Source organism: Allokutzneria albata, assembly GCF_900103775.1.
Classification (GTDB): Bacteria; Actinomycetota; Actinomycetes; order Mycobacteriales; family Pseudonocardiaceae; genus Allokutzneria; species Allokutzneria albata.
The window spans coordinates 3066190-3091576 of sequence record NZ_LT629701.1 but is presented as its reverse complement, the minus strand read 5'-3'; the positions used below and the strand labels follow the sequence as shown (position 1 = coordinate 3091576).

At 70.2% G+C, this 25387-nt stretch carries 27 protein-coding genes; 10 read left to right on the top strand and 17 right to left on the bottom strand.

Annotation, left to right across the window (positions count from 1 at the left end; genetic code table 11):
- Positions 1-33 precede the first annotated feature (33 nt).
- The 5 genes from gap (at position 34) to BLT28_RS13865 (ending at position 3777) form a co-directional block, all read left to right on the top strand.
- Positions 34-1038 (top strand): type I glyceraldehyde-3-phosphate dehydrogenase, encoded by a 1005-nt coding sequence (gap, locus tag BLT28_RS13885; RefSeq protein WP_030431247.1) that lies wholly within the window; start codon positions 34-36, stop codon positions 1036-1038.
- Positions 1039-1048: 10 nt separating this feature from the next.
- Positions 1049-2254, top strand: coding sequence for a phosphoglycerate kinase (locus tag BLT28_RS13880; protein WP_030431248.1), 1206 nt, complete (start codon positions 1049-1051; stop codon positions 2252-2254).
- The gene (tpiA, locus tag BLT28_RS13875) at positions 2255-3040 is read left to right on the top strand and encodes a triose-phosphate isomerase (protein ID WP_030431249.1); all 786 of its coding nucleotides are present in this window, start codon (positions 2255-2257) and stop codon (positions 3038-3040) included. It begins immediately after the preceding gene.
- A 101-nt stretch (positions 3041-3141) separates the two neighbouring features.
- Entirely contained in the window at positions 3142-3378 is a 237-nt protein-coding gene (secG, locus tag BLT28_RS13870) for a preprotein translocase subunit SecG (RefSeq protein ID WP_030431250.1), read from the top strand.
- A gap of 57 nt (positions 3379-3435) precedes the next feature.
- Complete coding sequence (locus BLT28_RS13865; RefSeq protein ID WP_030431251.1) at positions 3436-3777, top strand: RNA polymerase-binding protein RbpA; 342 nt, start codon at positions 3436-3438, stop codon at positions 3775-3777.
- A 161-nt stretch (positions 3778-3938) separates the two neighbouring features.
- Here the strand turns inward: BLT28_RS13865 and BLT28_RS42995 are convergent, their stop codons facing one another.
- The 3 genes from BLT28_RS42995 to pgl form a co-directional block, all read right to left on the bottom strand.
- Complete coding sequence (locus BLT28_RS42995; RefSeq protein WP_081900511.1) at positions 3939-4289, bottom strand: BP74-related protein; 351 nt, start codon at positions 4287-4289, stop codon at positions 3939-3941.
- 313 nt (positions 4290-4602) lie between these two features.
- Complete coding sequence (locus tag BLT28_RS13855) at positions 4603-5406, bottom strand: glycerophosphodiester phosphodiesterase (protein WP_030431252.1); 804 nt, start codon at positions 5404-5406, stop codon at positions 4603-4605.
- A 516-nt stretch (positions 5407-5922) separates the two neighbouring features.
- Positions 5923-6702, bottom strand: a complete 780-nt coding sequence (pgl, locus tag BLT28_RS13850) for a 6-phosphogluconolactonase (protein ID WP_030431253.1) — start codon at positions 6700-6702, stop codon at positions 5923-5925.
- Between the two features lie 66 nt (positions 6703-6768).
- Here pgl and BLT28_RS13845 point away from each other — a divergent pair, with 66 nt between their 5' ends.
- A complete protein-coding gene (locus tag BLT28_RS13845; protein ID WP_030431254.1) occupies positions 6769-7173 on the top strand; it encodes a hypothetical protein in 405 nt (134 codons plus the stop codon).
- Here BLT28_RS13845 and BLT28_RS13840 read toward each other — a convergent pair.
- Positions 7159-8052 carry an RNA polymerase subunit sigma-70 gene (locus tag BLT28_RS13840; protein ID WP_030431255.1) on the bottom strand — a complete coding sequence of 298 codons (894 nt, stop codon included), beginning with the start codon at positions 8050-8052 and terminating at the stop codon, positions 7159-7161. The two genes, BLT28_RS13845 and BLT28_RS13840, sit on opposite strands and share 15 nt — an antisense overlap.
- Positions 8053-8133: 81 nt before the next feature.
- Between BLT28_RS13840 and BLT28_RS13835 the strand changes: the two genes are divergently transcribed.
- Positions 8134-8487 carry a nuclear transport factor 2 family protein gene (locus BLT28_RS13835; RefSeq protein ID WP_030431256.1) on the top strand — a complete coding sequence of 118 codons (354 nt, stop codon included), beginning with the start codon at positions 8134-8136 and terminating at the stop codon, positions 8485-8487.
- Here BLT28_RS13835 and BLT28_RS13830 read toward each other — a convergent pair.
- On the bottom strand, positions 8426-9322 hold the full coding sequence (locus BLT28_RS13830; protein ID WP_030431257.1) for a LysR family transcriptional regulator: 897 nt from the start codon (positions 9320-9322) through the stop codon (positions 8426-8428). The genes BLT28_RS13835 and BLT28_RS13830 overlap by 62 nt on opposite strands.
- A gap of 76 nt (positions 9323-9398) precedes the next feature.
- Here BLT28_RS13830 and BLT28_RS13825 point away from each other — a divergent pair, with 76 nt between their 5' ends.
- Entirely contained in the window at positions 9399-10097 is a 699-nt protein-coding gene (locus BLT28_RS13825) for an aspartate/glutamate racemase family protein (protein WP_030431258.1), read from the top strand.
- On the opposite strand, the gene BLT28_RS13820 is transcribed toward BLT28_RS13825, so the two are convergent.
- The 11 genes from BLT28_RS13820 to tkt form a co-directional block, all read right to left on the bottom strand.
- Positions 10050-10439 carry a hypothetical protein gene (locus BLT28_RS13820; RefSeq protein WP_030431259.1) on the bottom strand — a complete coding sequence of 130 codons (390 nt, stop codon included), beginning with the start codon at positions 10437-10439 and terminating at the stop codon, positions 10050-10052. The two genes, BLT28_RS13825 and BLT28_RS13820, sit on opposite strands and share 48 nt — an antisense overlap.
- Positions 10440-10563: 124 nt before the next feature.
- Entirely contained in the window at positions 10564-10932 is a 369-nt protein-coding gene (locus BLT28_RS13815; RefSeq protein ID WP_030431260.1) for a hypothetical protein, read from the bottom strand.
- Positions 10925-11767 carry a hypothetical protein gene (locus BLT28_RS13810; RefSeq protein ID WP_030431261.1) on the bottom strand — a complete coding sequence of 281 codons (843 nt, stop codon included), beginning with the start codon at positions 11765-11767 and terminating at the stop codon, positions 10925-10927. The genes BLT28_RS13815 and BLT28_RS13810 overlap by 8 nt, the downstream gene beginning before the upstream one ends.
- Before the next feature lie 4 nt (positions 11768-11771).
- A complete protein-coding gene (locus tag BLT28_RS13805; RefSeq protein ID WP_030431262.1) occupies positions 11772-12026 on the bottom strand; it encodes a hypothetical protein in 255 nt (84 codons plus the stop codon).
- A 215-nt stretch (positions 12027-12241) separates the two neighbouring features.
- Positions 12242-12718 (bottom strand): (2Fe-2S)-binding protein, encoded by a 477-nt coding sequence (locus BLT28_RS13800; protein ID WP_030431263.1) that lies wholly within the window; start codon positions 12716-12718, stop codon positions 12242-12244.
- Between the two features lie 8 nt (positions 12719-12726).
- Complete coding sequence (locus tag BLT28_RS13795; RefSeq protein ID WP_030431264.1) at positions 12727-15033, bottom strand: molybdopterin cofactor-binding domain-containing protein; 2307 nt, start codon at positions 15031-15033, stop codon at positions 12727-12729.
- A gap of 109 nt (positions 15034-15142) precedes the next feature.
- The gene (opcA, locus tag BLT28_RS13790; protein ID WP_030431265.1) at positions 15143-16198 is read right to left on the bottom strand and encodes a glucose-6-phosphate dehydrogenase assembly protein OpcA; all 1056 of its coding nucleotides are present in this window, start codon (positions 16196-16198) and stop codon (positions 15143-15145) included.
- A 67-nt stretch (positions 16199-16265) separates the two neighbouring features.
- Positions 16266-17795 (bottom strand): glucose-6-phosphate dehydrogenase, encoded by a 1530-nt coding sequence (zwf, locus tag BLT28_RS13785; RefSeq protein WP_030431266.1) that lies wholly within the window; start codon positions 17793-17795, stop codon positions 16266-16268.
- On the bottom strand, positions 17792-19435 hold the full coding sequence (locus BLT28_RS13780; RefSeq protein ID WP_030431267.1) for a glucose-6-phosphate isomerase: 1644 nt from the start codon (positions 19433-19435) through the stop codon (positions 17792-17794). Before BLT28_RS13780 ends, zwf begins: the two co-directional genes overlap by 4 nt.
- A gap of 1 nt (position 19436) precedes the next feature.
- The gene (gene tal / locus BLT28_RS13775) at positions 19437-20549 is read right to left on the bottom strand and encodes a transaldolase (RefSeq protein WP_030431268.1); all 1113 of its coding nucleotides are present in this window, start codon (positions 20547-20549) and stop codon (positions 19437-19439) included.
- Entirely contained in the window at positions 20546-22633 is a 2088-nt protein-coding gene (tkt, locus tag BLT28_RS13770) for a transketolase (protein WP_030431269.1), read from the bottom strand. The genes tal and tkt overlap by 4 nt, the downstream gene beginning before the upstream one ends.
- Positions 22634-22962: 329 nt before the next feature.
- Here tkt and BLT28_RS13765 point away from each other — a divergent pair, with 329 nt between their 5' ends.
- Positions 22963-23913 (top strand): heme o synthase, encoded by a 951-nt coding sequence (locus BLT28_RS13765; protein ID WP_081900512.1) that lies wholly within the window; start codon positions 22963-22965, stop codon positions 23911-23913.
- Between the two features lie 32 nt (positions 23914-23945).
- On the top strand, positions 23946-24413 hold the full coding sequence (locus tag BLT28_RS13760; protein WP_030431271.1) for an Imm1 family immunity protein: 468 nt from the start codon (positions 23946-23948) through the stop codon (positions 24411-24413).
- A gap of 22 nt (positions 24414-24435) precedes the next feature.
- On the opposite strand, the gene BLT28_RS13755 is transcribed toward BLT28_RS13760, so the two are convergent.
- Positions 24436-25305, bottom strand: a complete 870-nt coding sequence (locus tag BLT28_RS13755) for an NAD(P)-dependent oxidoreductase (RefSeq protein WP_030431272.1) — start codon at positions 25303-25305, stop codon at positions 24436-24438.
- Positions 25306-25387 lie beyond the last annotated feature (82 nt).

The following is a 25387-nucleotide window of genomic DNA, read 5'->3' as shown; positions in this document are numbered from 1 at the left end:
GAAGACCTCAGTCGACTCCCAAGGAGAGGCACCGTGACGGTTCGCGTGGGCGTGAACGGCTTCGGCCGTATTGGGCGCAACTTCTGGCGGGCGGTCCAGGCCAGCGGCCAGGACATCGAGATCGTGGCCTTCAACGACCTCGGTGACGTCGCGACCATGGCCCACCTGCTCAAGTACGACAGCATCCTCGGCCGCCTCGACGGCGACGTCTCGGTCACCGACGAGGGCATCTCGGTCAACGGCAGGACCATCCGCGCGCTGGCCGAGCGCGACCCGGGCAAGCTGCCCTGGAAGGACCTGGGCGTCGACGTCGTCGTCGAGTCCACCGGCTTCTTCACCGACGCCACCGCCGCGCGCAAGCACGTCGACGAGGGTGGCGCCAAGAAGGTCATCATCTCCGCGCCCGCCAAGAACGAGGACCTGACCGTGGTCTTCGGCGCGAACGAGGGCCGCTACGACGGTTCGCAGACGGTGATCTCCAACGCCTCCTGCACCACCAACTGCCTTGCCCCGATGGCGAAGGTCCTGCACGACACCTTCACCATCGAGAAGGGCCTGATGACCACGATCCACGCCTACACGCAGGACCAGAACCTGCAGGACGCGCCGCACAAGGACCTGCGCCGCGCCCGTGCCGCCGCGCTGAACATCGTGCCCACCAGCACCGGTGCGGCGAAGGCGATCGGCCTGGTGCTGCCGGAGCTCAAGGGCAAGCTGGACGGCTACGCCCTGCGCGTGCCCGTGCCCACCGGCTCGGCGACCGACCTCACCGTCACCGTGGGCCGCGAGACCTCGGTCGAGGAGGTCAACGCCGCGCTGAAGGCCGCGGCCGAGGGCGCGCTGAAGGGCATCCTGCGCTACAGCGACGAGCCGATCGTCTCCACCGACATCGTCACCGACCCGGCGTCGTGCATCTTCGACGCGCCGCTGACCAAGGTCATCGGCAACCAGGTCAAGGTGGTCGGCTGGTACGACAACGAGTGGGGCTACTCCAACCGCCTCGTCGACCTCGTCTCCCTCGTCGCCTCCAAGCTCTGAGGAACCCATCTTGAAGACCCTGGCTGACCTGCTGGCCGAGGGTGTTGCGGGTCGGCGCGTCCTCGTGCGCGCCGACCTCAACGTTCCCCTCGACGGTTCGAAGATCACCGACGACGGCCGGGTGCGGGCGTCCCTGCCCACCCTGACCAAGCTCACCGAAGCGGGAGCGCGGGTCGTCGTCGTCGCGCACCTGGGGCGCCCCAAGGGTTCCCCGGACCCCACGTTCTCCCTCGCTCCGGTCGCCGCGCGGCTGGGCGAGCTGCTCGGTTCCGAGGTGGCGCTCGCGTCCGACCTCACCGGGGAGTCCGCGAAGTCCACTGTGGACGGTCTGGCGGACGGCCGGGTCGCGCTGCTGGAGAACGTGCGCTTCGACGCGCGCGAGACCAGCAAGGACGAGGCCGAGCGCGGCGCGCTGGCCGACGAGCTGGCCGCGCTGGTCGGCCCCGACGGCGCCTACGTCTCCGACGGTTTCGGTGTGGTGCACCGCAAGCAGGCGTCGGTCTACGACGTCGCGAAGCGCCTTCCGCACTACGCGGGCGGCCTGGTGCTCGCCGAGGTCGAGGTGCTGCGCAAGCTCACCACCGACACCGAGCGGCCCTACGTCGTCGTGCTCGGCGGCGCGAAGGTCTCCGACAAGCTCGGCGTCATCGCGAACCTGCTGACCAAGGTCGACCGGCTGCTCATCGGCGGCGGCATGGCCTACACCTTCCTCAAGGCCCAGGGGCACGAGGTCGGCAAGTCGCTGCTCCAGGAAGACCAGCTGGACCAGGTCCGCGGGTTCCTCGACGAGGCCGACAAGCGCGGTGTCGAACTGGTGCTCCCGGTGGACGTGCTGACCACCACCGAGTTCGCCGCCGACGCCGAGATCGAGATCGTCGGCACCGACGCCATCCCGGCCGAGCGCCAGGGCCTGGACATCGGCCCGAAGAGCCGCGAGCTGTTCGCCGCGAAGCTGGCCGACGCCCGCACCGTGTTCTGGAACGGCCCGATGGGCGTCTTCGAGTTCGAGGCGTTCTCCGGCGGTACCCGCGCGGTGGCCGAGGCGCTGGTGAAATCCGACGCTTTCAGCGTGGTCGGCGGCGGCGACAGCGCCGCGGCCGTGCGCCAGCTCGGACTGCCCGAGGACGGCTTCTCGCACATCTCCACCGGCGGTGGCGCGTCGCTGGAGTACCTGGAGGGCAAGGACCTGCCCGGCGTCTCGGTTCTGGAGGACTAGATGGCCCGCAAGCCGCTCATCGCCGGCAACTGGAAGATGAACCTCAACCACTTCGAGGCCATCGCCCTGACGCAGAAGATCGCGTTCTCGTTGCCCGCCAAGTACTTCGACAAGGTCGAGGTCGTCGTGCTGCCGCCGTTCACCGACATCCGCAGCGTGCAGACCCTGACCGACGGGGACAAGCTGCTGTCGAAGTACGGCGCCCAGGACATCTCCCCGTACGACTCCGGCGCCTACACCGGTGACGTCTCCGGGCCGATGCTGGCCAAGCTGGGCTGCTCCTACGTGGTGGTCGGGCACTCCGAGCGCCGCGAGTACCACGCGGAGACCGACGAGCTGGTCAACCGCAAGGTGCGCGCGGCGCTCAAGCACGGCATGTCGCCCATCCTGTGCGTCGGCGAGCAGCTGGAGGTCCGCGAGGCGGGCAACCACGTCCAGCACTGCACCGACCAGCTCATCGCTGGCCTGAAGGGGCTCAAGGCCGAGCAGGTCAAGGACGTGGTGATCGCCTACGAGCCGGTGTGGGCCATCGGCACGGGCAAGGTGGCGACCGCCGCCGACGCCCAGGAGGTCTGCGGCGCGCTGCGGGCCGCGCTGGCGGAGAAGTACGGCCCGGAGATCTCCGCCGCGGTCCGCGTCCTCTACGGCGGTTCGGTCAAGTCCGGCAACATCAGCGAGCTGATGAAGGGCGACGACGTCGACGGTGCCCTGGTCGGCGGGGCCAGCCTGGACGGCGAGGAGTTCGCCAAGCTCTGCGCGCTCGCCGCCGGTGGGCCGCTGCCGTAAAGGGTTAGGGTTTCGCATCAATGATTTGAGCCCGGGGGCGGTCATCCGCCCGCAGGCGACCCGGTACCCTGTGATGTCAACCGCTGTACGGCGAGGGTGAGATGCAGCTTTTTCTTCAGATCATGTTGATCGCGTCGAGCATTGTGCTCATTCTGCTCGTGCTGCTGCACCGTGGGCGTGGAGGCGGTCTGTCCTCCCTGTTCGGCGGTGGCATGCAGTCGAGCCTGTCCGGCTCCAGTGTGGTGGAGAAGAACCTCGACCGGATCACGATCTTCGTGGGCGCGGTCTGGTTGATCTCCATCGTCGGGGTCGGCCTGCTGCTCAAGACGGGCGCATGACGGCGTTGGTCTCCGCTGGGGATCGATGGGCTAACGGGGTCGGGAGTGTGAGGATCGATGGCTGGTGGTAACGCGATCCGCGGCACCAGGGTCGGGGCGGGTCCGATGGGCGAGTCCGAGCGCGGGGAGTCCGCTCCGCGGCGCCGCGTCTCGTACTACTGCTCGAACGGGCACGAGGTGAAGCCGTCCTTCGCGTTGGAGGCCGAGGAGCCGGAGACGTGGGACTGCCCGCGGTGTGGTCTGCCCGCGGGCAGGGACTCGCAGGAGCCCCCGGCTCCGCCGAGGAACGAGCCGTACAAGACGCACCTGGCGTACGTGAAGGAGCGGCGTTCCGACTCCGACGGCGAGGCGATCCTGGAGGAGGCCCTCGCCAAGCTCCGCCAGCAGCGCGGCGAGTAACGGCGCACGGCACCACGACGAACGGCCCGGAAGCCAACCGCTTCCGGGCCGTTCGCCGTCGCCGGTCCGCTGAGGGCCCTGAAGGAGTCGTTCGCGACGGTGGACGCGGTCGCGGCCGCACCTGTCGTGAGTACTACGTCAAGGTCGGACAAGCCCGGTCCTCAGAAACCGCGGACTTCACGAAGGACTCTCGAACCACGTGGAAACCAGTAACCTCCTGGTAGGAAAATTCCGCTGACCTCGCCACGCTGACCGCCGGTGCGCAGTACGTCGGCGATCTTCCTCTCGGTCGCGGCCGCGAAGAATTGGACGCTGTCCGGCTCAAGGTGGTAGCTCCATCCCGGATTGTAGGGCTTCGCGCTGAGTATGATTCTGCCGAATACGTTTACCTTCTCGCGTTCCTCTCCGGCGAGAATCCTTCGCGCATGGGCTATCCTGTTCCTGCAGGTAAGCTGGAAGACGAACTCTCGGCCTCCTTGTTGTCGGAACGCAAAATAGGCTGCGACAAACATAAGAGGGGCCCGTCGTTCTGTGGCATGTGGAGCCTCCACGTCTCCAGGTCGAGGGTATTGTCAACCGATCTAACTGGCTCACCGGCCGGTGAGCAATTCGGCGAACGGCTGACGAGGAAGCCGCCATTCAGTGCATAATTATTTGAGCTGAGGAGCCGGAGGAGCTGGGCCGGACCGCTCAGTCTTCGACCCGTTGAGCGCGGCGCGACCGGACGCCACCTGCTACCGCGCTGGTCCGGCGCCCTTCTGCCGCGCGGGCGCCGCTACCCGGGCTGGGCCGGGTAGCGGCACAAGCGCGACCGGTGGAGAACGGTCAGAGGTCGCGGAGCACGTCGGGGCGGTTGGTGATGATGCCGTCGGCCTTGCGGGAGATCAGGGTGCGCATGAGGTCGGCGGAGTCCACGGTCCACACGTTCGCCTTCATCCCGTGCTTGTGCACCGCCGCGATGTACTCGGCGGTCGCCGACGCGTGCGGCGGGTTGACCTGGTCGGAGTAGCGGGCGATCTCGGCCAGCTCCTCGGCCCTGGGGGTGCCGAGCACGCCGAGCACCGCCTTGGGCACCAGGGCGCGGTAGGCCTTGATCCACGGCCAGTTGAAGCTCTGCACCTGCACGCGGCCCCGCCACGACGGCCAGGCGCCGACCTGCCTGGCGATCTCGCGCTCGATGCCCGGGTAGAGCTCGGGCGCCTTGGCCTCCAGGAGCAGGCCGACCCGGAGCGGGGCCAGCGCGCGCAGGAACTCCGGCAGCGTGGGCACGCGTTCACCGGCGAACGTCGGGTTCTTCCACGAGCCCGCGTCCAGCCGCTTGATCTCCGCGAGGGTGAAGTCGGCGATCTTCCACGGAGCCCTGGTGGGGAAGACCTGCTCGACGTCGGTGGTGCGGGCCAGGGTGGTGTCGTGCATCAGCACCAGGTGCCCGTCCTTGGTGCGCTGCACGTCGATCTCCACCAGGTCGGCCCGCATCCGCGCGCCGAGGCGCATCGCGACGAGGGTGTTCTCCGGTGCGTCGTGGGAGGCACCGCGGTGCGCGATGTTGGTGACGTCCGGGGCGGCCCCGGCGGCGGGTGTGCCCAGCAGCGCGGCGATGACCGCGACGAGGACGGTTCGGCGGAGCATGGTTTCTCCAGTCGATAGCAGGAACGACCAGGCGATGATTCCCGCTGGAACCGTCCTCGGCAGCGCGTGGTTTCCGCGAGGCGGGCAAACGCTCAGCCGGTCGCCCTGCCGAGATACACCTCAGGAGAGAACCCGTCGCCGTCTTCGCGCACCCTGAAGCTGTGAATCTGCTGGCCCACACCGAGCTGTTGTCCGGCTCTTCGTCGCATGCCATCGTGGTCGATTCGTGGCCGTATTCCCAGGAATAGTGGTTGGCGGCGTGGGCGTAGTCCCAGCCGTGCTCTGACCGCCCGGAGGTCACGGCCATCGCCGGGAGTGAATGGAGAAGCATCGTGGACAACGTGAGATGTGCTGCGGTGCAGATTTTTGCTCGCTTGTTGCGCACACCGGCGAATGATTCGTGAAACGGTCTGTTCACGGGTGAGCCCCGGCCCGCTCGGCATCGAAATCGGCGGGCAGCGGGCCGGGACTCGATCAGCTTTTCGCGTCACGCGCGGGATGGTTCCGCGCGGCCGGTCAGACCAGCGGTGGGACGAAAACCCCCGGCACCTTCGCGGCGGCGGCGCGGTCGAGCATCCACAGCGTGCGCAGCTGACCCCGGGCACCGGCCGCGGGCAGCTGGACCTCTCCGGCCTCGCCGAGCGCCATGGACACCGCGGCGGCCTTGGCGTCGCCGGTGGTGAGCAGCCAGACCTCGGTCGCGTGCCGGATCGCGGGCAGCGTCAGCGACACGCGGGTGGGCGGCGGCTTGGGGCAGTTGCGCACCGCGACCACGGTCCGCTCGGTCTCGTAGACCGCGGGCGAGGACGGGAACACCGATGCCACGTGCCCTTCGCCGCCGACGCCGAGCATGCACACGTCGAAGGTCGGCACCGGCCCGTGGTCCTCCGGCCGCGCGGCCCGGGCGAGCACTTCCGCGTAGTCCGCGGCAGCGGCCTCCGGGTCGTCGCCGAAGCGCCCGTCGCTGGGCTCCATCACGTGCACGCGCTCCGGGTCCACCGGGAGGTGGTCCAGCAGCGCCGCGCGGGCCTGCGTCTCGTTGCGCTCCGGGTCGCCCGCGGGCAGGAACCGCTCGTCGCCCCAGTACACGTCCACCCTCGACCAGTCGACGGCGTCCCGAGCCGGCAGCTCGCGCAGCTGTTCGAGCACGGCGATCCCGGTACCGCCGCCGGTCAGCACCACCGAGGCCGAACCCCTCGCCGTCTGCGCGTCGACCAGCCTGGTCACCAGCCGCGCCGCGGCGGCCGCCGCCAGCAGCTCGGGGGAGCTGTGCACCACTACCTGCGGTCGGGTCACTCTTCGTCCTCTCCTGCTTCCGTGTTGTCCGGTGCAATCCTAGGTCCGGCGGGTACCCGGCCTGCCATGACGGACGAGAACACGGTGGAGGCGGTCGGCGCGCTGACCGAGGCGCTGGAGACGGTGGAGATCGCGCGCGGGCACCTCTACGCCTTCCACCAGCTCACGGGCGAGGCGGACTTCAAGGTCGAACGGGCGATCAAGCTGTTCGAGGACGCCGGTCGGCACGACCTGGCCGAGAAGCTCTCGCGCGAGCTGCTGGGCCGCAACGTGCTCCCGGGTCGGTGGACGTTCCAGGTGATCGAGGACTACGAGAGCACCTACTACGACCCCTTCCGCGGACTCGAACGCGAAGCCCGTGACCTGATCGGGGGACGTCGGCACGTGTACGAGGCGAACCTGAAAGAGCAGCGCAGGACGAAGGGCGAGCCGGGGCACGAGGCCACGCCCGAGGAGTCAGGGAGTTCCTAGCGTCGCCGCAAGGGTTTCGTCGAGGAAGTGCGTGATCGCGCCGATCCCCGGTGCCGTGATCGTCAGCACGATCGCGCTCGTCATCTCGCCGTCGAGGTGGCACACGAACGCCGGTTGACCGTTGGCGCGCGTGGGCACCAGGCGGAAGTGCCGCCCTGCGCGCCAGGTGGCGCTGGCGGTGAGGAAGGCCGCGATCGCCTCGCGTCCTCGGTAGGCGTGCGGGGCGGGCGGCATGGAGAGCCAGGCGTCGTCGGTCAGCAACGCGACCACGCCTTCGACGTCGTCGGCGGAGAACGCTTCCGCGAAGCGCCGTGCGAGATCCCGTTCCTCATCGAGGGTGGGCCGCGCGGACGGTGCGGGCAGCGCGGCGCGAGCGCGCTGGAGGATGCCTTTGACCGCGGTCGTCCCCGTGCCGAGCATGGAAGCGACCTCGTCGAGCGTGAAGTCCAGTACGTCCCGCAGGACCACCGCGGCGGCCTGACGCGGCGGAAGGTGTTGGAGCGCGGCGATGAACGCGAGTTCGACGGCCTCGCGCGACTCGTGCTGCGCGGCCGGATCGTCCGGATAGGGCTGAAGCCACGTGATGTCGCTGTGGCTGGTGGGTTCCGGAACTTCGAACGGGGGAACCGGAGCGACCGGCAGACGACGCTTCGCACTGCGCAGTTCGCTCAGACAGCGATTGGTGGCGATCCGGTACAACCACGCCCGCAGCGACGCCCGCCCCTCGAAGTCGTCGAGGCCGCGCCACGCCGCGAGCAGCGTCTCCTGAACCGCGTCCTCGGCGTCGGTGAGCGATCCGAGCAGCCGGTAGCAGTGCACACGAAGCTCACGGTGATAAGGCGCCGTGAGCTGGTGAAACTCATGCGCGTCGCGGCTCATCGCGGGATCTTCGCACACGACCGTTCCGATCCGGGCCGAGGTGGCGTCTCTACAGAGGACAACCGCACGAGAGGAGCCACCATGACCGCGCTCGCCACCGCGTTGGCCTATCACAAGGCTTGGACCGACCACGACCTCGAGCACGCGATGACCTACATCGCCGACGACGTCGTGTGCCACGCGCCTGCCGGACTTGTCCAAGGGGCGCAAGCGTTTCACGCCTTCATGGGTCCGTTCGTCGAGAGCCTGGAGGCTGCCGCGCTCCTGGCCTGCTACGGCGACGACACCACCGCGCTGCTGATGTACGACACCGAGACGGTCCTGGTGCCCAGCGCGCCCGGTGCGGAGCTGCTGACCGTGCGCGACGGCAAGATCATCGAGATGCGGATCGTGTTCGACCGCCTGCCGTTCGCAGAAGCCCGATCGCGGCCTTGATCGCGGGGACGCCGTCGGACCCGGCGACGGTGACGGCGGAGACCACACGGGACGCGCCGCCGCGGACCGGCGCGACCGACACCCCGGGATGGGTGAAGGCGTCCAAGGCCAGCCGCGGCAGCAACGCCACCGCGAAGCCGGCGGCGACGAGGTTCTGCACCACCACGTAGTCGTCGGTCTCGTGGCGGATGTCCGGCTCGAAGCCCGCTCGACGGCTCAGCCGGAGCAGGTGGTCCCGGCACCGCGCGCAGCCCGCGATCCACCTGTCGCGCGCAAGCTTCGCGAGGTCCACCGTCCGTTGCGCCGCAAGGGGATGATCAGCCGCGAGCACCACCCGAACGGGATCGTCGCGCACCGGGTGCACCGCGAGGTCGGTGTCCGCGGGCGCGTGGTCGAAGACGATGGCCAGATCGCAGTCGCCCGCGCGGAGCAGGCCGAGTGCTTCCGGCGGCTCGACCTCGACGAGGCGGACGTCGAGGTCGGGGTACCGCCGGGTCAGCTCGGTCATCAGCCGTGGCGCCACGGTCGCGGCCGCTGACGGGAACGCCGCGATGCGGAGCCTGCCGGAACGCAGGTCGGCCAGCATCGCCAGCTCGTCCTCGGCGGCCGCGAGCCGGGCCGCGAGAGCGTCCGCGTGACGCAGCAGCGCGGTGCCGGCGTCGGTGAGCCGCACGCCCGTCGCCTCACGTACGACCAGCGGCTGTGCGACCTCGCGCTCCAGTCCGCGGAGGTGCTGGCTGATCGCGGGCTGCGTCCAGCCCAGGGCGCGCGCCGCCGCGCTGAGCGAACCGTGCCGGGCGATCTCCCGGAAGAGCAGCACGCGTCGCGCATCCACAGGCCCAAAGTACAGCTTTGGTGGATCGAAGGAGATCGTAGTTCTGCTTTGGCCACGACCGTGCGAGTCTGCCGGCATGCGGACGATCGGTCTTCTGGGCGGCATGAGCTGGGTGAGCAGCGCCGAGTACTACCGGCTGGTGAACGAGCTGGTCCGGCGGGAGCTGGGTGGGTTCCACTCGGCCAGGTGCGTGCTGTACTCCGTGGACTTCGCCGACGTCCAACGGCTGCAGGCCGAAGCGCGGTGGACCGAGGCCGGAGAACTCCTCGGCTCGGCGGCGCGCAAGCTGGAGGCGGCGGGCGCGGACCTCATCCTGTTGTGCACCAACACGATGCACGAGATCGCTGACCGTGTTCAGTCCGCCATCAGGGTTCCGCTGCTGCACCTCGCGGACGCGACCGCGCGAGCCGTCATCGCCGCCGGGGTGCGCCGCGTCGGCTTGCTGGGCACGGCTTACACGATGGAGCGGGACTACTACCGCGGGCGGCTCGAAAGCCACGGGCTCGACGTGCTCGTGCCGAACGCCGCCGATCGTGCCGCCGTGCACGGCGTCATCTACGACGAACTGGTCAGGGGCGAGATGTCCGAGGCGTCGCGGAGGCTTTACCGCGAGGTCATCGCCCGGTTCGCGGACGCGGGCGCGGAGGGCGTGATCCTCGGCTGCACCGAGATCGAGCTGTTGGTCACGCAGGATGACAGCCCGCTGCCGGTGTTCCCGACCACCCGCCTACACGTCGAGGCGGCGGTGGCTGACGCGCTGCAATGGGCGACGTGAGCAGAGCGCGAACACCACGGCCAGCACCGTCCACCCCGTCACGTAGCTGACGAAGAGCGGCCAGGGCTCGTCCCACCCGGAGCTGAGCGTCGCGAACAGGCTGAGGAACACCACGATGCCCGCGCCGAAAGCGGGCACGAGCCCCCACAGCCGGTTGGCGCCGATCGACTTCGAGCTGCGGAGCACGATCCACGCGAACGGCGCGAGGAAGACGAGGCCCTTGCCGCCGAAGAACGGCGCTCCGTCCGCGGAGAGCCAGAGGTGGTGGCCGAGCACCGTGACGGCGGCGAGCAAAGCGGTGGCCACGGTGGTGGACAGCAACGGGGCGGGTCGCCCCGGCATCGGATGATCGTCGCTCAAGGGGTCCTCTTGGTGTGGTGGCGTGCGGCCCAGGCTAAGGACTCCGCGACGTCACGACAAATAGACGACCTTTCTGCGAATTGCCGGAATGTCCACTGTGGAAGGGCTAGTCGGCCTTGTCGAGCAGGAGCAGGGTGCCGTAGATGAGGCGTGCGGGGAGGTATCCGCGTTGGCGTAGTTGTGGGATGAGCTTGCGGCCGATGCTTTCCATCTCGGCGTCCATGTCGCGGTCGCCGCGCAGGGTGAGCACATAAGGCATTTTCGTGAACGGCATGTCGACGTCCGGGTCGTCTTCGTCTTCTTCGATGCCCAGGTTGAGGTCGTAGTGGCGGCGTCCGTCGTGCGCCTCGTAGTCGGCGTAGTAGGCGGTGGACGGTTCGAAGCGCACGCCGAGGAGGTCACCGAGGTACGCGATGGCGGTGCTGTCGTCGGTGTCCTGGGGAGCGCCGAAGTACAGCTCGACGTAGTCAGCCACGGGTGCGGTTCCAATCGATCTCGTAGTCGGCGCCCAGGATGCGGACGCGCACCAGTCGCTCAGCACGGTCGGGAAAGCTGCCGAGGTAGTCGTTCAGGCCTTGGAGCGCCTGCTCTTTCGAGAGCGTCACCCGGGACGCATCGATGATGATGTTGTTGCCCTGCCCGAGGCCCCCGCGCCTGTCCCGCTGCATCTTCTTGATCGTTCTGCCGATGTTCTCGGGTCCGTGTCGCGGGGCTTCCGGCGAGATCCGAAGCGTCTTGAACTCGACGGTGTAGCCGTTGACCGCGGAATCGGCGGTGCGCCCGTCCGTCCTCGGAATGGGGGCGATCCGGTAGGGGTACAGCCGGGCGAGCCAGCGCGCGATGGACCGCTCGTCGTCGTTGAACGCGAACCGCCGCCCGACCTGCCCCTCGTCGACCCGGCCGGGCCAGGTCCTCGGGTTGTCGGTCACCCAGGGCGCGGGCTGCCGTCGTGGCGAGACGACCGGGGAGGTCTCCGCGACCGGGCGCGTCGGCGGGGCGTGCACGGCGTGCTCGGTGAACCGGTAGGTCCGGTCGTCCTGCGGCGCGCTGAGCAGGGAGTGCATGTAGTCCCGCGTGACGCGGTGCGTCTCGTGCGCGTGCCGCCGCCCGCTGTCCAGCTCGACCCCGGCGCGGTTGAGCGCGGCGAGCGCCTCGTGCAGCCGGGGGTTGGAACTGGATCGGGCCAGGTGGTGCAGCCGGGGGAGGACGACGCCGCGCAGGTGCTCCCTGGCCGCGGTGAGGTCGTCGAGGGGGAGCTCGTCCACGGCGGCCTGGAGCCGCGCCCGGAGCTCGCCGATCGAGGACACCACGGCGTCACAGCTCCACGGCCGCCGTGCGCAGGCACCCCAGCGCCCGCTGGAGGGTGGCCTCACCGTCGCTCACGGCCCGCTGCGCCTGGGCGAGGTGGTGCCGTGCCTTGTCCGGACGGTGGTCGGAGCTGTCCTTCCACGCGTCGCTCAGCTCGGAGTGCACCGCGGTCAACCGCCTGCGTGCCTCGGTTACCCGGGAAAGCGGAATGTCCTCGCGGACCGCGTGCAGTCCGGCGCGCACCTCTTCGACTTCGCTCATCGACGCCCCCCGATTCGCTCGCACAAATGGTCGTCCCCTTCGCGCCCCAGGGGAAGTCGTATTCCCCCGATGGGAGCAGGGCGTGCTGAGGAAATGCCAGACGAGCCTGCCACACATCACATATTTCCGTGGTGGCAAGCCGTTGTGCAGGTCAGGACGCGAAAACGGCGGAGATTTCGTGCCAGGGGCGCAACTTGACCCCATTTGGGGGAAATCTACATGCGCTCGGCGGCGGAGGCGATGGCCTCCCGAATGCGGTTGTAGGTGCCGCACCGGCAGATGTTGCGGATCTCGTCGAGATCGGCGTCGGTGATCTTCCTGCCCTGGGCCTTGGCCTGGCGGACCTTCGCGACCGCGGTCATGATCTGGCCCGGCTGGCAGTAGCCGCACTGGGCCACGTCGCGGTCGATCCAGGCCTGCTGCATGGGGTGCAGGGGTGTGCCGACGGTGCCGGGCAGTCCCTCGATGGTGGTGATCCGGTCGGTGGGCTTGATGTCGCCGACGCGGACCGCGCAGGGGTTGAAGACCTTGCCGTTGATGTGGCTGGCGCAGGCCTTGCAGACCTCGACGCCGCAGCCGTACTTCGGGCCCGTGACGCCGAGGATGTCGCGCAGCACCCACAACAGCCGGACATCGTCCTCGACGTCGACGGTGACCTGCTCGCCGTTGAGGATGAAGGTGTGTTCGGGCACGGGTTCTCCTAGAAGGCGTTGCCGAGGCCGTTGGTGGGGGACTGCGGGATCGGCGGCACGGTGGGCAGCGGGTCGAAGCCGAGCGGGTCGTCGTGGTTGACCGGGAAGGTGGTCGGCAGGCTTCCGGTCGCGCGGGTGTAGGCGCACGCGACGGCGGCGTAGCTCGCGGCGACGCCGAACTCCCCCGCGCCACCGGGCTGACCGGTGGTCGGGGGCATCACGATGATCTCCAGGTCCTTCGGCACGTTCCACTGGCGCGTGTAGAAGTAGTTGTCCCAGCTGCCTTCCAGGAAGTAGCCGTCCTTCAGGTGCAGGCTGGAGGTGAGCGCGAGCGCGATGCCGTCGCTGATCCCGCCCATCATCTGGGCCTGGAGCCCGCGCGGGTTGACGGCGAGGCCCGCGTCGACGGCGAAGACCACCTTGGTCACCCGGGGGCCGGTGCGGGCCGAGGGGATCCTCCGGTTCACCGTCGCGGGGCGGCAGTCGATCTCGACGAGCGCGGCGGCGAATCCCTTGTACTCGGTGTGGATCGCGATGCCCTGCGCGGTCCCGGCCGGCATCGCGCGACCCCAGTTGCCGACCTTCGCCACCTTGACCAGCACCGCGCGCGCCCGATGGTCCCGGAGGAACTCCTGGCGGAACCTGTACGGGTCCTTGCCCATGTTCTTCGCGAGCTGGTCGACGAAGAGCTCCCGCGCGCAGCACACGTCGGGGGAGTAGATGTTGCGCATGCTGCCGGTGTTGAAGCCCCGCTCGACCTCGTTGAGCAGCTGGGTGGTGACGCCGAAGTTGTAGGGCATGGTCTGCGTCAGCGTGAAGACGGTCTCGGAGAAGGTGAGGTCGCCGACCGGGAGCTTGGCCGCGAGGCCGGTGATGATCTCCCCGAGGCCGTGGCCGAAGTCGGTCGACACGCTGGTGTGCCGCTGCTCGAAGGTCAGCACGTTGCCCGCGGCGTAGGTGGCGCGGATGCGCGAGGTGCACATCGGGTGCGTCCGGCCCTGCCGGAAGTCGTCGGTGCGGTGCCACATCAGCTTCACCGGCTTGCCGAGCTTGCGGGAGATCTCGGCGGCTTCGAGCGCGGCGTCGAAGAACAGCTTGCGGCCGAACGATCCGCCGCCCTCGGTGACGTGCACCCGCACCGCGCTCTGCGGCAGCCCGATCTTGGCCGCGATCGCCTGCTGCGCCACGATCGGCGACTTGAGGCTGCCCCAGATCTCGGCGCGGTCGCGGCGCACGTCGGCGATCGCGCAGTTCGTCTCCAGCGCGCTGTTGCTGCGGAAGGCGAAGGTGAACTCGGCGTCCAGCGTCTTGGCCAGCAGCGGCAGCGGCGGCACCACGAGCGGGAGCTGGGCCGCCTTGAGCTCGCGCAGCACCGAGGCGTCGGAGGCCCCTTCGACGGTGCCCTTGCCCCAGTCGACGCGCAGCGCCCGGACCGCGTCGACGCACTGGCCGAACGTGCGGCCGCGCACCGCGACCCCGGTGGAGATCGTGATCACGTCGGTGATCCCGGGCATCCTCCGCACGGTCTCGGCGTTGAGCACCGACCGCACGGTGCCGTTGATCGTCGGCGGCCTGCACACCATCGTCGGCAGCGCGTCCGGGATCTTCAGGTCCATCGCGAACACCTTGCGCCCGGTGACGGCCGCGAGCGCGTCGACCCGGTTGTGCGAGGTGCCGATGACCGTGAACTCGGAGCGCGGTTTCAGGGTGACCGAGACCTGTTCGACCCGCGTGCTCGCGGCCCGCGTCGCGAGTTCGCCGTAGGTCACGCTCTTCCCGCCGAGACCGGTGATCACCCCGAGGCGGCTCGTCAGGTTGGTGACCGTGTCCCCGAGGACGATCGCCGCTGCCGCCAGCAGCCGTCCCCTGGCGACCGCGGCCGCGACCCGGATCGGGGTGTAGGTGGAGATCGTGGTGTTCGACGCCGCGGTCAGCTGGTTGAACAGCAGCTCCGGCCGGGAGTCGGCCAGCGTGACCTTGATCCTGTCGACCGGCAGGTCCAGCTCTTCGGCGATCAGCATCGCCGTCGACGTGGTGACGCCCTGGCCGACCTCGGCGCGGGGCAGCGCGAACGACGCGGTGCCGTCGGTGTGCACCTGCACGGCGACGAGGCCCGAGGACGGCAGCGCCGCGGTGGTCAGCAGGTCGTTGAGGTCGAACAGATCGGCGGGCTGCGGCAGCGTCGGGATCGCGGCACTTGCCTCGGGGGCCGGGCCGCCCAGCTGCGCGGCGGCCACCAGGGTCGGCGCGGCGAGCACGTACCCGAGGAAACGCCGACGGTCCAATCCCTGCGGGGATCGACGCTGATCCGCCATGACAGTCCTTCCCGAACCGGCAGGTGTGGGGCGTAGTTCTACACCACACGCCCGTTCGGCCGAAAGGAGCAACGAAAAGGGCGCCCACCGGAGTGGACGCCCTTCGCGCCTACTTCTTGGCCTTCGCCTTGGCGGGCTTGGCCTTCTTCGGCTTTGCCTCGGCCTGTGCCGCTGCTTCGGCCGGGGCTTCGGGCTCCGGCTTCTTCGCGGCCTTCGGCTTGGCCGCGGGCTTCTTCGGCGCCGCGCGACCGCGGACCACCTTGGGCAGCGCCCGCAGCGTCTCCGCGAAGGTCTCGTCCGGGTCGAGCCTGCGCAGCTCCTCGGCCAGGCAGTCGCGGACCGGGCGGCGTTGCAGCGCGACGCGGCGGTCCGGCTGGCCGGGCTGTTCGAGCGTGCCGACCTTGCCGTCCGGGCGGACCAGCTCCACCTTGCCGGAGCGCCGCTCCAGCACCGCGGAGACGATGCCCTGGCCGGAGCTGGCCTTGGTGCGGGTCACCGGGATCCGCAGCCGCGCCGACAGCCAGGCCGCGAGCAGGTCCGTCGACGGCGAGTCGGCCTCGCCGGAGACGGTGGCCGCGGTGACCTTCTCGTAGGGCGGCAGGTCCAGCGCGGCGGCCAGCAGGGCCCGCCACGAGGTCAGCCGCGTCCAGGCCAGATCGGTGTCACCGTCCACATAGGACTCACGCCGCTGGTCGAGCGCCTTGATCGGGTTGCGCTCGGCAGCCGCGTCGGTGATCCGGCGTTGCGCCAGCGCACCGATCGGGTCCTGCGAGGGGTTGTCCGGCGCCTCGAACGGCCACCACGCCACCACCGGGGCGTCCGGCAGCAGCAGCGGCACCACGCAGCTGGCGCCCTCGTCGGCCAGCGGGCCGTAGAGCCGCAGCACCACGACCTCGCTCGCCCCGGCGTCACCGCCGACCCGGACCTGGGCGTCCAGCCGCGCCGCCGCCTTGCGGGCACCGCGGGCCAGCACGATCACCCGGCACGGGTGCTCGCGGCTGGCGTCGTTGGCCGCGTCGATGGCCTCCTCGGTGCGTGCCCCGTCGTCGGTGACGATGACCAGGGTCAGCACCCGGCCCAGCGCCACCGCTCCGCCCTGTTCGCGCAGCTCGACCAGCTTCTTGTTGACCTGGGAGGTCGTGGTCGAGGGCAGGTCGATGATCACGGGCGCCTCCTGCGCTCATGCGGGATACCCGCACCCGGTCGGCGTCCACGAGAGCGGGCATTGTGACTCATGGCCGCCTCCAGTGACGTCCGGTGCGGGCCATCATGGCGTCGGCCGAGGGCGGACCCCACGTGCCCGCCTTGTACTCCTCGGGACGGCCCTTCGCGGCCCAGTGCTTGAGCACCGGGTCCAGGATCTTCCAGGACAGCTCGACCTCGTCGTTCATCGGGAACAGCGAGGGCTCGCCGAGCAGCACGTCCAGCAGCAGCCGCTCGTAGGCCTCCGGCGAGGACTCGGTGAACGCGTGGCCGTAGCCGAAGTCCATCGTCACGTCGCGGATCTGCATCGCGGTGCCGGGCACCTTCGAGCCGAACCGCAGCGTGATGCCCTCGTCCGGCTGCACCCGGATCACCAGGGCGTTCTCGCCCAGCTCCTCGGTGGCCGTGGAGTCGAACGGCAGGTGCGGGGCGCGCTTGAACACCACCGCGATCTCGGTGACGCGGCGGCCCAGCCGCTTGCCGGTGCGCAGGTAGAACGGCACCCCGGCCCAGCGGCGGGTGTTGACCTCCAGCTCCACCGCGGCGAAGGTCTCGGTGGTGGAGTCGGGGGCGAAACCGCCCTCCTCCAGCAGACCGGGCACCTTCTGCCCGCCCTGCCAGCCGCCGGTGTACTGCCCGCGCGCGGTGGTCTCGTCCAGCGGGCCCGCGGGACGGGTCGCCGAGAGCACCTTGACCTTCTCCGCCCGCAGCGCCGCCGGGTCGAAGGAGACGGGCTCCTCCATCGCGGTCAGCGCCAGCAGCTGGAGCAGGTGGTTCTGGATCACGTCGCGCGCCGCGCCGATGCCGTCGTAGTAGCCGGCGCGACCGCCGAGACCGATGTCCTCGGCCATGGTGATCTGCACGTGGTCGACGTAGTTGGAGTTCCAGATCGGCTCGAACAACTGGTTCGCGAAGCGCAGCGCCAGGATGTTCTGCACCGTCTCCTTGCCGAGGTAGTGGTCGATGCGGAACACCGAGTCCTCGGGGAAGACCTCGTTCACCACGCGGTTGAGGTCCTTGGCGGAGGCCAGGTCCGAGCCGAACGGCTTCTCGATCACCACGCGGCGCCACTGGTCCGGGTTCTGCGCCGACAGGCCCGAGCGGGCCAGCTGGCGGCAGACCGCCGGGAACGCGCCCGGCGGGATGGACAGGTAGAACGCGTGGTTGCCGCCGGTGCCGCGGACCCGGTCCAGGTCGCCGATGGTCTCGACCAGCTTGTCGAAGGCCTCGTCGTCGTCGAAGCTGCCCTGCACGAAGCGGCAGCCCTCGGCCAGCCGGTCCCAGACCTCCTGCCGGAACGGCGTGCGGGCGTGCTGCTTGACCGCCTCGTACACCACCTGTTCGAAGTCCTGGTCGGCCCACTCCCGCCGGGCGAAGCCGGTGAGCGCGAAGCCCGGCGGCAGCAGCCCCCGGTTGGCCAGGTCGTAGATGGCAGGCATCAGCTTCTTGCGGCTGAGGTCGCCGGTCACGCCGAAGATCACCAGGCCGCAGGGCCCGGCGATCCTGGGCAGCCGCTTGTCCCGCTCGTCGCGCAGCGGGTTGCGCCAAGTCTTGCTCACAGGGAGTCCTGCACCGCCTTCACCAGGTGGACCAGGCCCTCGGCCCGGTCAGTGAGGTGCAGGCGCAGCACCGGACGCCCGTGCTCGGCGAGCACCTGTCCGTCGCCGAGCGCCTGAGCCTTCTGCAGCACTCCGAGGGTGTACGGGCGGTCCGGCACCTCCAGGTCCTCCGGCGAGTAGCCGGTGATCTGCAGGAACACGCCGTTCTGGTGGCCGCCCTTGTGGTACTGGCCCGTGGAGTGCAGGAACCGGGGACCCCAGCCGAACGTGGTCTGCAGCCCGGTGCGCCGCGCGATCTCCTTGCGCAGCACCGCGATCGAGGCGTCGTCGTTGCGATCGAGGTACGCCTGGATCGAGAGGTAGCCGTGCTCCGGCGCCGCGTCGATCAGCGCCTTCAGCGCCGCGCCCACGGTCTCGGTCTCCGGCGCGAACAGCTTGTCCGCCCAGCCCGCGGCCTCGCCGGTCAGCCCCGACGCGTAGACGTCGATCGGACCGTCCGAAATGGCCGGTGCCGCCGTCGTCTCGTCAGCGGGAGCATCGAGCAGCGCGCGCGCCGCCTTCTTCGCCGCCTCGACATCGGGCTGGTCGAACGGGTTGATCCCGAGCAGCCTGCCCGCCGCCGCGGTCGCGTACTCCCACAACAGGAACTGGCCGCCGAGCGAGCCGGCGACCGCGACGGCCGCCGCACCCGCTGCACCGCCGATGCTCACCGGAGTGGCGTCCTCGCGGGCGTCGGCGAAACCGGGCGCGTCGATGCCCTCGACCGCGACCGGCAGCAGGCCGGTGCCCTCCTTGCCGGTCGACTCGGCGATCAGCTGCTCCGCCCAGTCGGCGAAGCCCTTGATGCCCGAGCCGGCGTCGGCGATGACGACCTTCTCCGCACCGCGCGCGTGCGCGGCGGAGAACGCGGCGGCCAGCACCAGCGCCGGGTTGTCGGCGGAGTCCGCCGACAGCGCCGGGGCGGCCGAGGCGGCGTCGTCGAGCAGCGTGGCGATGTCCGCACCGGCCAGACCGCTGGGCACCAGGCCGAAAGCGGTCAGCGCCGAGTAGCGGCCACCCACGTGCGGATCGGCGAGGAACACCTTGCGGTAGCCCGCCTCCGCCGACGCCTTGGCCAGCGGCGAGCCGGGGTCGGTGACCACGACGATGCGCCGGGCAGGGTCGATCCCGTTCGCCTGGAAGGCTTTCTCGAAGACGCGGCGGTGGCTGTCGGTCTCCACCGTGCCGCCGGACTTGGAGGACACCACGAGAACGGTGCGCTCCAGGTCACCGGCGAGTGCGTCCGCCACCTGGGCCGGGTCGGTGGTGTCCAGCACCACGAGCGGAACGCCCGCGGTCGCGCAGATCACCTCCGGTGCCAGGGACGAGCCGCCCATGCCCGCGAGCACCACCCGGTCCACGCCCTCGCCGTGCAGTTCGGCGCGCAGGGCGTCGATCTCCGCCAGCAGCGGGCGGGAGGTCTCGTGCAGCGTGGTCCAGGACAGCCGGATGGACGCCTCGGGCTCGGCGGCGGGACCCCAGAGCGTGGCGTCCTGCGCGGTCAGCTTGCTCGCGAACTGGTCGGCGACCAGCTTGTCCACCAGCGGGGCGGCCTCGGCCGCCAGTCCACTGTGGACGAGTGTGACCGAAATGTCAGTCATCTCAACCCTTCGCTCGGCCGAGTTGGTCGGTCACCGTCTCCAGCAGCTCGGCCCACGACTTCTCGAACTTGTCGACGCCCTCGGTCTCCAGGACCGCGAAGACGTCGTCGAGGTCGATGCCCGCGTCGGCCAGGGCGTCGAAGACCTCCTGGGCCGACTCGGCGGTGCCGGTGACGGTGTCGCCGGTGATCTTGCCGTGGTCGGCGACCGCGTGCAGGGTCTTCTCCGGCATCGTGTTGACCACACCCGGCGCGACCAGCTCGTCGACGTAGCGGGTGTCGGAGTAGGCCGGGTCCTTCACGCCGGTGGAGGCCCACAGCGGGCGCTGCGGGCGGGCGCCCGCCTCGGCCAGCGCGGTCCACCTCGGCGAGGCGAAGACGTCCTCGTAGGCGGCGTAGGCCAGCCGCGCGTTGGCGATGGCGGCCTGGCCGCGCAGCGCCTCGGCCTCCGGGGTGCCCAGCGCGCCGATCCGCTTGTCCACCTCGCTGTCCACCCGGGACACGAAGAAGGAGGCGACGGAGGCGATCTTGGACAGGTCGTGGCCGTTGGCCTTGGCCTGCTCCAGGCCCTCCAGGAAGGCGTCCATCACCGCGCGGTAGCGCTCCACCGAGAAGATCAGCGTCACGTTCACGCTGATGCCCTCGGCCAGCGCCTTGGTGATCGCGGGCAGACCGGCGACGGTCGCCGGGATCTTCACCATCAGGTTCGGCCGGTCCACCGCCTTCCACAGCTCCTGCGCCTCGGCCGCGGTGCCGTCGGTGTCGTGCGCCAGGCGCGGGTCCACCTCCAGGGAGACCCGGCCGTCGAGGCCGTCGGTGGCCTCCCAGGTGGCGCGGAAGACGTCGCAGGCGTGCCGCACGTCGGCGGTGGTGATCTCGCGGACCGCCTGGTCGACGGAGGCGCCGCGCTCGGCCAGCTCGGCGACCTGCTTGTCGTAGGCGGTGCCCTTGGACAGCGCGCCCGCGAAGATCGTCGGGTTGGTGGTCACGCCGACCACCGACAGCTCGTTGATCAGCTGGACGAGGTTGCCGGACTCCAACCGCTCGCGCGAGAGGTCGTCCAGCCAGACCGAGACACCGGCCTCGCTCAGTGCGATGAGGTTGGGGTTGCTCACTTCGTCGCTCCAATGCTGCGCTTGGCGGCCTCGACGACGGCGGTGTCGGTGAAGCCGAACTCGCGGAAGAGGGTCTGGTAGTCGGCCGACGCGCCGAAGTGCTCGATCGAGACGATCTCACCGGCGTCGCCGACGTAGCGGTACCACGGCTGCGCGATGCCCGCCTCGACGGCGACGCGGGCCTTCACGGCCGGTGGGAGCACGGAGTCCTTGTAGGACTGGTCCTGCGCCTCGAACCACTCGACGCACGGCATGGACACCACACGGGCGGCAACGCCCTGCTCGGCGAGGATCTTCCCGGCGGCGACGGCGATCTGCAGCTCCGAGCCGGTGCCGATGAGGACCACGTCCGGGGTGCCTTCGGTGTCCACCAGGACGTAGCCGCCCTTCGCGACGCCCTCGGCGGAGGTGCCTTCGAGCGTCGGCACGTTCTGGCGGGTCAGCGCGATGCCGGTCGGCCCTTCCTGGGTCTCCAGCACCTTCTTCCACACCGCGGCGGTCTCGTTGGCGTCGCCCGGGCGGGCGATCGCGAGGCCGGGGATGGCGCGCAGCGCGGCCAGGTGCTCGATCGGCTGGTGGGTCGGGCCGTCCTCGCCGAGGCCGATCGAGTCGTGCGTCCACACGTAGATCACCGGGGACTTCATCACCGCGGCCAGTCGCACCGCCGGGCGCATGTAGTCGCTGAACACCAGGAAGGTGCCGCCGTACGGGCGGGTCGGGCCGTGCAGCGCGATGCCGTTGAGGATCGAGCCCATCGCGTGCTCGCGGACGCCGAAGTGCAGCGTGCGGCCGTACGGGTTGGCCTTCCACTCCTTGGTGGAGATCGAGGCCGGGCCGAAGGAGTCCGCGCCCTTCATGGTGGTGTTGTTGCTCTCCGCGAGGTCGGCGGAGCCACCCCACAGCTCCGGCAGCACGTCGGCGAGGGCCGAGAGCACCTCACCGGAGGCCTTGCGGGTGGCCAGGCCCTTGGCGTCGGCCTCCCACGTCGGCAGCGCGTCGGCCCAGCCCTCGGGCAGCCGCTTGGCGACGAGGCGGTCGTAGAGGGCCTTGCGCTCCGGGTTGGCCTGGGCCCACGCGTCGAAGGACTTCTGCCACTCGCCGCGGGCCGCCTCGCCGCGCTTGACCACCTCGCGGGCGTGGGCCAGCACCTCCGGCGCCACCTCGAAGCTCTGCTCGGGGTCGAAGCCGAGCACCTTCTTGACCTCGGCCACCTCCTCGGCGCCGAGCGCGGAGCCGTGGATCTTGCCGGTGTTCATCTTGTTCGGCGCGGGGAAGCCGATGACGGTGCGCAGCAGGATGATCGACGGGCGCTCGGTCTCGGCCCTGGCCGCCTCCAGCGCGGCGAGCAGGTCCTTGACGTTCTCGCCGCCCTCGACGTGCTGCACGTGCCAGCCGTAGGCCTCGTAGCGCTTGGCCACGTCCTCGCTCAGCGCGATCGCGGTGTCGTCCTCGATGCTGATCTTGTTGTCGTCGTAGATCAGCGTCAGGTTGCCCAGCTGCTGGTGCCCGGCGATGGAGGAGGCCTCGGAGGTCACACCCTCCTCGATGTCACCGTCGGAGGCGATCACGTAGATCTGGTGGTCGAACGGGCTCTCGCCGGGCGCGGCGTCCGGGTCGAACAGGCCGCGCTCGCGGCGGGCCGCCATCGCCATGCCGACCGCGGAGGACAGGCCCTGGCCCAGCGGGCCGGTGGTGATCTCCACGCCCGGGGTGTGCCGGTGCTCCGGGTGGCCGGGGGTGAGCGAGCCCCAGGTGCGCAGCGCCTTCAGGTCGTCCAGCTCGACGCCGTAGCCGGAGAGGTAGAGCTGGATGTAGAGGGTGAGGCTGGAGTGCCCGCAGGAGAGGACGAACCGGTCCCGGCCCGGCCAGTCCGCGTCCGCCGGGTCGTGCCGCATGACCCGCTGGAAGAGGGTGTAGGCGGCGGGCGCGAGGCTCATCGCGGTACCGGGGTGGCCGTTGCCGACCTTCTGCACGGCGTCGGCGGCGAGGACGCGAGCGGTGTCGACCGCACGCCGGTCCAGCTCGGTCCAGTCCTCTGGCAGGTTGGGGGTGGTCAGACCGGTGAGGTCGGAGTTCACGGACACGGACGCTGTCCCACTTTCGCTTGAGGTTCCGCAAGGTCGCGCGCGAGGAGGGCGGAGCGTTCCGCGGGCGAACTCGACGGCTTCCCCTCAAGCGCTCTCGCCCGGCGTGACGCACGTTCTCCCTCGTCCACCGATCAGCCTAGTAGTGGCCGTGGGAGAACGTCGCTTAAGGCACGTCACACGACCCCCCGCGCGCGTTGGTTCTGTAGCGTGCCTACCATTTGGGTGACCCGCGTTCCCCGGGTCGAAACCAGTCGGGGCAGCCACCCGACTGACCCGATCTGACTGAGGAGCCCCATGCCGCCGGTGACCGTTGCGGAGGGGACGCGATGAGCATCACCGCTGACGCGTCGGCCCGGAGCCACCACCACCCGCGGCCGGACTGGAAGACCAGCGTGCGGGCGTACGTCGCGCTCACCAAGCCCCGCGTGATCGAGCTGCTGCTGGTGACCACCATCCCGGCGATGCTGCTGGCCCAGCGGGGTCTGCCGTCGCCGCTGCTGGTGCTCACCACCCTCGTCGGCGGGATCATGGCGGCCGGCAGCGCCAACGCGCTCAACTGCGTCGCCGACGCCGACATCGACGCGGTGATGAAGCGGACCAAGGCCCGCCCGCTGGCCACCCACTCGGTGCCCCGGCGCAACGCGCTGGTCTTCGGCGTGCTGATGGGGCTGGGATCCTTCGGCTGGTTCTTCGCCACGACCAACCTGCTGGCCGCGGTGCTGGCGGTGGCCACGATCCTGTTCTACGTCTTCGTCTACACCCTGGTCCTCAAGCGGCGGACCGCGCAGAACATCATCTGGGGCGGCGCAGCGGGCTGCATGCCCGTGGTGATCGGCTGGGCCGCGGTGACCGGCACCGTGGAGTGGCCCGCCCTCGTGATGTTCGGCGTGATCTTCTTCTGGACCCCGCCGCACACCTGGGCGCTGGCGATGAAGTTCAGCGACGACTACAAGGCCGCGGGCGTGCCCATGCTGCCCGCCGTCGCCGAGCCCGCCTACGTCACCCGGCAGATCGTGATCTTCACCTGGCTGATGGTCGGCTGGTCGCTGCTGCTGGTCCCGGCCGCGAGCTGGCTCTACCTGGCGGCGGCCGTGGTGGCCGGCGTGTGGTTCGCGGTGCTGACCCACCGCCTGCACGGCCAGGTCCGGCGCGGGGAGAAGGCCAACCCGATGCGCCTGTTCCACATGTCCAACACCTACCTGATGCTGGTGTTCGTCGCGCTCGCGGTGGATTCCGCGATCGGCCTCCCGGTGCTCGGCTGGCCCTGGACCTGGTAGGCCCTTGCGGGCGGGGTGCCCGCGGGGGCACGATGGTCGTCAAGATCAACTCGTTCCGGGGTGGGCAGGAGGACCCGCACGCCATGACCAGCGTGGACGTCAGCTACCGCAGCCAGGTCAACGGCAAGTGGCTGGAGCACCTGGAACGGATCAACGCCACGCTCTTCGACCGGATGCTGGCCGGGCGGCTGCCCGAGGTGGGCAGGCACGGCGCGATCATCCGGCACCGGCACCGCCCGGTCGACGACCGCGACCCCTCCGAGCGCGAACTCATCTTCGGCGTCCGGAACGGCCGCGCCGCCCTGTACTACACCGACGAGACCGGGGCCTGGTACAGCAGGGGACCGACCCCGGCCTCGCCGGACGAGCTGGTCTACGCAGACCTGGAGTTCCCCGCGCACTGCGAGATCTCGCTGATCAACCTGGCGCACGCGCTCGCCGAGTTCTTCGACACCCAGACCAGGCCCGCCTGCGTCTCCTGGCAGGAAGCCGACTTCTAGGCCCCCTTGCGCACTGAATGAGTCATTCGGGGTGAATGCCCGGGCGCAGGAGTTCGATGACGCTGCTGGCGCTGTCCCGCGCATGCCCGTCCGCGGCGCGCCGGTCGAGCAGCTCCTTGAAGGGCAGCAGCAGGTCCGGTGACACCCCGGCCGCGCGGCTCGCGGCGATGATCTTGTCGAGCGCGACCTGGTTGATGGCCACGCTGGACGCGCCGTCGGTGTAGTCGCGCTCGTCGACCTCGCGGGCCACGTCGGCGAGGTAGGCGACCATGCCGGTGAGCCAGGTGGTGACCAGCGGAAGCAGTTCTCTCGCCGTGACCCCCGCGGTTCCCACGATCGCCACCGAGTTCAGGAAGCCCACCAGCGTCGCGTACCCGGCGTACAGCAGCCCCAGGTCGTGGAACTCCGCCACGCCGGCGTCCTCGCCGAGGAAGTGGCTCGCGCCGAAGCTGTCCAGGGCAGCCCGGTGCGCGTCGAAGACCTCCCGCGAGCCGCTGTACATGACGAAGGCGTCCGGAGTGCCGATGGCGGCGGGGACGGCCATCACGGCCCCGTCGAGGTAGTCGACGCCCCGCGAGGCGGCCCACGCGGCCAGCTCACGCGCCTCGTCCGGCGAGCCGCTGGTCAGGTTCACCACGGCCTTGCCCGCCTGGATGGGCGCCAGCAGCTCGCGTGCGGCCTCGGTGTCGAAGACGCACACGATCACCACCGGACTGGCAGCGGCCGCTTCGGCGACTGTGTCCGCGCGGGTGGCTCCTTGCGCCACAAGGGCTTCGGCCTTCTCCGGAGTGCGGTTCCACACCGTCACGTCGTGCCCGGTCCGCAGGAGGGCGGCGGCGAGCGCGGATCCCAGGCTGCCCAGGCCGATCACGGTCACCTTTTTCGTGCTCATGGTGTCTCTCCTCGGTGGTGCTTCGCTGATGGGTTCACCGTGATCGGGAGCGCTGTCGGTTTCCTGTCGCTAGGCTGTCGGC

What these genes read in the sequence shown, in the direction of transcription:
- BLT28_RS13820 (WP_030431259.1), bottom strand. Translation starts at nt 10,439, where the DNA reads ATGCCGGGGCGACCCGCCCCGTTGCTGTCCACCACCGTGGCCACCGCT.
- BLT28_RS13765 (WP_081900512.1), top strand. Translation starts at nt 22,963, where the DNA reads ATGAGCATCACCGCTGACGCGTCGGCCCGGAGCCACCACCACCCGCGG.
- BLT28_RS13840 (WP_030431255.1), bottom strand. Translation starts at nt 8,052, where the DNA reads ATGAGCCGCGACGCGCATGAGTTTCACCAGCTCACGGCGCCTTATCAC.
- tpiA (WP_030431249.1), top strand. Translation starts at nt 2,255, where the DNA reads ATGGCCCGCAAGCCGCTCATCGCCGGCAACTGGAAGATGAACCTCAAC.
- BLT28_RS13780 (WP_030431267.1), bottom strand. Translation starts at nt 19,435, where the DNA reads ATGACTGACATTTCGGTCACACTCGTCCACAGTGGACTGGCGGCCGAG.
- BLT28_RS42995 (WP_081900511.1), bottom strand. Translation starts at nt 4,289, where the DNA reads ATGTTTGTCGCAGCCTATTTTGCGTTCCGACAACAAGGAGGCCGAGAG.
- BLT28_RS13845 (WP_030431254.1), top strand. Translation starts at nt 6,769, where the DNA reads ATGACGGACGAGAACACGGTGGAGGCGGTCGGCGCGCTGACCGAGGCG.
- BLT28_RS13805 (WP_030431262.1), bottom strand. Translation starts at nt 12,026, where the DNA reads ATGAGCGAAGTCGAAGAGGTGCGCGCCGGACTGCACGCGGTCCGCGAG.
- BLT28_RS13760 (WP_030431271.1), top strand. Translation starts at nt 23,946, where the DNA reads ATGGTCGTCAAGATCAACTCGTTCCGGGGTGGGCAGGAGGACCCGCAC.
- BLT28_RS13825 (WP_030431258.1), top strand. Translation starts at nt 9,399, where the DNA reads ATGCGGACGATCGGTCTTCTGGGCGGCATGAGCTGGGTGAGCAGCGCC.
- BLT28_RS13835 (WP_030431256.1), top strand. Translation starts at nt 8,134, where the DNA reads ATGACCGCGCTCGCCACCGCGTTGGCCTATCACAAGGCTTGGACCGAC.
- BLT28_RS13755 (WP_030431272.1), bottom strand. Translation starts at nt 25,305, where the DNA reads ATGAGCACGAAAAAGGTGACCGTGATCGGCCTGGGCAGCCTGGGATCC.
- secG (WP_030431250.1), top strand. Translation starts at nt 3,142, where the DNA reads ATGCAGCTTTTTCTTCAGATCATGTTGATCGCGTCGAGCATTGTGCTC.
- BLT28_RS13795 (WP_030431264.1), bottom strand. Translation starts at nt 15,033, where the DNA reads ATGGCGGATCAGCGTCGATCCCCGCAGGGATTGGACCGTCGGCGTTTC.
- BLT28_RS13865 (WP_030431251.1), top strand. Translation starts at nt 3,436, where the DNA reads ATGGCTGGTGGTAACGCGATCCGCGGCACCAGGGTCGGGGCGGGTCCG.
- BLT28_RS13855 (WP_030431252.1), bottom strand. Translation starts at nt 5,406, where the DNA reads ATGCTCCGCCGAACCGTCCTCGTCGCGGTCATCGCCGCGCTGCTGGGC.